Here is a 659-nt window from a genome sequence, read left to right on the forward strand (position 1 = left end):
CGCGCGCGACTCCCGCTCCGCCGATCCACAACTCGCCAGCCACCCCGACCGGACACAACCCGCCGTGAGCATCCACCACATAAACCCGCGTGTTCGCTATCGGACGACCAATCGGAACAACCGCACCCGCAAAAAATGCCGGGCGCATCCACCCAGTCGCGCAGACAGTGATCTCGGTCGGCCCGTAGGCATTGACCACCTTCGGCCCCGCGGGCAGGGCTTGCATCAACGGGGCAGTAGAGGCTTCACCTGCCAAAACAAGAGTCTGTACGCCGGCCAACTCACCCAGATCGGGTTGCCCGAGAATCAAGGCAGGCGGTAGCGTCACATGACTTATTGCCTGATCCACAATGTATTTCTTGAGCTGAACGAAGTTAACCCGCACCGGTAGCTCTGGGATGTACAGCGCCGCGCCGCTGAACAAGGCCATGACGACTTCGGAAATGCAGGCGTCAAAGCTGAACGACGCGAACTGCATGACACGACTGTGAGACTCAACATCGAAGAGTTGGATCTGAGCCTGTGCCAGATTCACAACACCCTGGTGTTCGATCATGACGCCTTTTGGTGTGCCGGTTGAGCCGGAGGTGTAGATCACGTAGGCCAGGTGATGGGAGGTCAGTCCGAGCGCGGAGCGGTCTGGATTCGTGTCGACACCA

The 659-nt window shown here is 59.5% G+C and carries 1 protein-coding gene; it reads right to left on the minus strand.

The window, feature by feature from the left end:
* Window positions 1-598: AMP-binding protein (locus tag B7R24_RS16885; protein WP_253259948.1), on the minus strand; the 598-nt coding region annotated here is incomplete at its 3' end.
* Window positions 599-659 lie beyond the last annotated feature (61 nt).

The organism is Subtercola boreus, assembly GCF_003399645.1.
Classification (GTDB): Bacteria; Actinomycetota; Actinomycetes; order Actinomycetales; family Microbacteriaceae; genus Subtercola; species Subtercola boreus_A.